This window comes from Chrysiogenia bacterium, assembly GCA_020434085.1.
Classification (GTDB): domain Bacteria; phylum JAGRBM01; class JAGRBM01; order JAGRBM01; family JAGRBM01; genus JAGRBM01.
On sequence record JAGRBM010000323.1, the window covers coordinates 1 to 4,265 of the forward strand.

Consider the following 4,265-nt stretch of genomic DNA (forward strand, 5'->3'; position numbering starts at 1 on the left):
AGGCGTATGACGAGTCCTCCATCAAGGTCCTCGAAGATCTTGATGCCGTGCGCACCCGCCCGGGCATGTACATCGGCGACCCTGAAGACGGTTCGGGTCTCCATCACTGCATCTGGGAAGTGGTCGACAACGCCATTGACGAGGCGATCGGCGGCTACGCCGACCAGGTCGATGTCGTCATTCATTCTGACAATTCCGTCACTGTGGCAGACAACGGGCGCGGCATTCCCGTGGGCAAACACCCGGAGATGGGCATCCCCACCTGCGAAGTGGTGATGACCGTGCTGCACGCCGGCGGAAAGTTCGATCACAACTCCTATAAGGTCTCCGGCGGCCTGCACGGCGTGGGCGTTTCGTGCGTAAACTTCCTCTCGGAGTTTTTGAAGCTGGAGATCAAACGCGACGGCAAGGTCTACACCCAGTCCTTCAAGAAGGGTGTTGTCGCCTCCAAGCTCGAAGAAATCGGCGTGACGGAAAAGACCGGCACGAAGGTTACATTCAAGCCCGACCCGAGCATCTTCACCATCACCGAATTCGATCACGCCACGGTGGTGCAACGCCTTCGCCAGCTTGCGTTTCTCAATCGCGGCATCGTCATCAACTTTGCCGATGAACGCAGCGGCAAAAGCGAAATTTTCAATTATCCGGGCGGTCTCAAGACCTTCGTCGAGTATCTGAACAAGGGGCGCACGGTGCTTCATGGTGAGCCCGTGCACTTCGTGCAGGAGCGCGACGACGGAATCATCGTGGAAATCGCGCTGGCCTACAACGATTCCTATAACGAGATGATGTTGTGCTTTACCAATAACATCTTCAATCGCGACGGCGGATCGCACCTGACGGGTTTCAAGAAATCCCTGACGCGAACGATCACGACGTACGCGACCAAAGAGAAGATCGCCGAAAAAATTAAAGCGCAGCTCAGCGGTGACGACGTGCGCGAGGGCCTCACTGCGGTGATCTCGGTGAAGATGCCCGACCCCAAGTTCTCCTCACAGACCAAGGACAAGCTGGTTTCTTCGGAAATCGCAGGCATTGTCGAATCGACGGTGAATGAGAAATTTGGCGAGTTTCTCGAGCAGAATCCGGGCGAAGCCAAGAAGATTGTGGGCAAGTGTTACGAAGCCGCTGCCGCCCGCGAAGCCGCGCGACGCGCGCGCGAGCTGACCCGTCGCAAAGGCGCGCTCGATATTTCGAGTCTGCCGGGCAAGCTGGCCGATTGCCAGGAACGCGACCCCAAGCTCTGCGAAATCTTCCTCGTCGAGGGCGATTCGGCAGGCGGCTCGGCCAAGCAGGGGCGCGACCGCAAGACCCAGGCGATCCTTCCGCTCAAAGGCAAGATTCTCAACGTCGAGAAAGCGCGCTTCGACAAGATGCTCAGCTCTGATGAAATCGGCACCATGATTACCGCCATGGGCACGGGCATCGGCGCCGATGAATTCAATCCCGAAAAGCTGCGCTACCACAAGGTCATTCTGATGACCGACGCCGATGTGGACGGCTCGCACATTCGCACGCTGCTGCTCACGTTCCTGTATCGCCACATGACGGCGATCGTCGATGCCGGCCATGTCTACATCGCCCAGCCGCCGCTCTACAAAGTGAAAAAGGGCAAGAAAGAACGCTACATCCAGACCGATGCCGAGCTCGAAGACTACCTGCTCGACCTGGGACTGGAGGGCTACGTGCTCACCGGACAGAAGGGCAGCAAGAGCCTCGAAGGCAACGAGCTCAAGCGGCTCGTGCGGGCCGCGTCCCAGTACGACTCAATTCTCGAGCGCCTGGAGCGCCGCCACCTCGACCCGCGCGTCGTTCATGCCTTTGTTGCCGTGACCGAATCGGTGGACGCCGTCGATCCGGCGACTTTCAAGGACGAACCCAGGGCCGAAGAAGTTCTCGTCTCCATCGTCAAGCACCTGAAAAAATCTGCGCCCGATGCCGAGCCGATCGATCCGTATCTGCCACTCGATGAAGAGCACGGCACCTACGCCTTCAAGCTGGTGACCCAGTACAAGAACACCCGCTACGAGAGCGTGCTCGACCAGCTCTTCTTCGAGCTGCCCGACTACCGCCAGCTCCACGAGCTGCATGGCCACCTCGACCAGGCCGGATCGGCGCCCTATGTGCTCACCAAGGGCGATGAAAAGCGCGAGTTCAAGTTAGTGCGCGATGTGAAGGAATTCCTGCTCGCCGAGGCGAAGAAGGGCTTTACGATTCAGCGCTACAAGGGACTTGGCGAGATGAACCCCGACCAGCTCTGGGAAACCACGATGGATCCCGATCATCGCCAGCTTTTGCAGGTCACGATCGACGACGCCGCCGAGGCCGACCAGATTTTTTCCATCCTCATGGGAGACCAGGTCGAACCCCGCAAGGAATTCATCACCCAGCACGCCCTGGAAGTGCGCGAGCTGGATATTTAGTTCGTCGCAACATCCGATGCCGTGAGCAAATCACGTAAAAAGAAACTAGGACGCAAACAGCAGGAAAACCCTGCTGCCAATGGGCGCTTTTTCGGAATCGTTGCGCTCGCCTGCGCCGGGGTGTTCGGGCTCAGCTACTACCTCTTCATTCCCGGAACGCACAATCCCAAGCGCGCCAAGGTGCAGTTTCTTGCGCCCGAAAAGCCGGCACCAAGGCCCAGGGCACCATCGAAAGCGCAGCAGCCTGAAGCGGACAAGCCGCTACGCGATCAGGGCTCGCCCATCAATGCTGTGCCGCCGGAAAACAAGGTGGACGCCCATCGCAACTGGCCCCCGTTTTTTGACACGCTTCCCGATCAACCGGTCACGCTGGAAAGCACGGACGCCTATCTGCAGTTCGCGCGGGGAATCAAGCTGCTCGAGAAAGCACAGATGCCCGAGGCGCGCGCCCACCTGGCCCGGGCGGTGGAACTCTCCCCGCAAACGGGCAGCTATCATGCCTGGTATGCCTACGTCCTCTACCTGACCACCCACATGGAAGAGGGCGAGCGGCACATGCTCAAGGCCAGGGAACTCGGCTACGACGACCCGCTCGTCTATCAGTACCTCAACATGATTCTTCCGCCGCCCGCGCCCGATGAAGCGGCGAAGAAATTGCTCGAAGAAGAGAAGAACAAGAATCCGAATTAGGCGCACCTGCGTACATGGCAGGAAGAAGAGCGATCCAGCAGCAATGTTATCCCTCGTTCGGGATGACATTCACAAACGACGAATAAAAAAGCCCCGGAAGCGCGAGCTTCCGGGGCTTTGCTTTTGAATGATTTGCTAGCGGCTCAGTTCTTTTCGCGAAGGGCTGCCTGCGCGGCGGCAAGGCGCGCGATGGGAACGCGGAAGGGGGAGCAGGAGACGTAGTCAAAGCCGTTCTCGTGGCAGAACGCGACCGAGCTGGGCTCGCCGCCGTGCTCGCCGCAGATTCCGACCTTGAGATCGCTGCGCACGCTGCGTCCGTCGCTCACGGCGATTTTGATGAGGCGTCCCACGCCTGCCTGGTCGAGAACGGCGAACGGCTCCTTGAGCAGGATGCCGCGCTCGAGATACCGCGGCAGGAAGCGCCCGGCATCGTCGCGCGAGAGACCGAAGGTCGTTTGTGTCAGATCATTGGTGCCAAAGCTGAAGAATTCGGCGTGTTCGGCGATCTGGTCGGCGGTGAGGGCTGCGCGCGGCAGCTCGATCATCGTTCCGACCAGATACTTGATCTCGAGCTTCTGCTCTTCCATCACGCGCCTGGCAACGCCGTCGATGACGTCCTTGACCTTGCTGAGTTCCTTGGCCTCGGACACGAGCGGGACCATGATTTCGGGCGTGATGGTCAGGCCCTTTTCCTTCTTGAGCTCGCAGACGGCCTCGATGATGGCGCGCGTCTGCATCTCGGCGATCTCGGGATAGAGAATCGCCAGGCGGCAGCCGCGGAAGCCGAGCATCGGGTTGGACTCGCCGAGTTCGTCGCGGCGATGACGAAGCTGGGAGACCGGGCGGCCGGTTGCGATAGAGAGGTCTTCGAGTTCCGCGTCCGAATGGGGCAGGAACTCATGGAGCGGCGGATCGAGCAGGCGGATTGTCACCGGGTAGGGCTCCATCGCCTCGAAAATTCCCTTGAAGTCCTCGCGCTGCATGGGGAGCAGCTTCTCAAGCGCGGCGCGGCGGTCCTCGCCGGATTCGGCAAGAATCATCTCACGCATGGCGCCGATGCGCTTTTCTTCGAAGAACATGTGCTCGGTGCGGCAAAGGCCAATGCCCTCGGCGCCGAATTTGCGCGCGACTTCCGTGTCGTGAGGCGTGTCG

3 protein-coding genes are annotated in these 4,265 nt (G+C 59.8%); 2 read left to right on the forward strand and 1 reads right to left on the reverse strand.

The features are described 5' to 3' along the window. Window positions 1-20: 20 nt before the first annotated feature. Window positions 21-2,423, forward strand: coding sequence for a DNA topoisomerase (ATP-hydrolyzing) subunit B (gene gyrB, locus KDH09_11245; GenBank protein MCB0220262.1), 2,403 nt, complete (start codon window positions 21-23; stop codon window positions 2,421-2,423). A gap of 21 nt (window positions 2,424-2,444) precedes the next feature. Next, entirely contained in the window at window positions 2,445-3,113 is a 669-nt protein-coding gene (locus KDH09_11250) for a hypothetical protein (protein ID MCB0220263.1), read from the forward strand. 143 nt (window positions 3,114-3,256) lie between these two features. Here KDH09_11250 and KDH09_11255 read toward each other — a convergent pair. Further along, the coding region (locus KDH09_11255) for a pyruvate, phosphate dikinase (GenBank protein MCB0220264.1) at window positions 3,257-4,265 on the reverse strand (1,009 nt) is incomplete at its 5' end.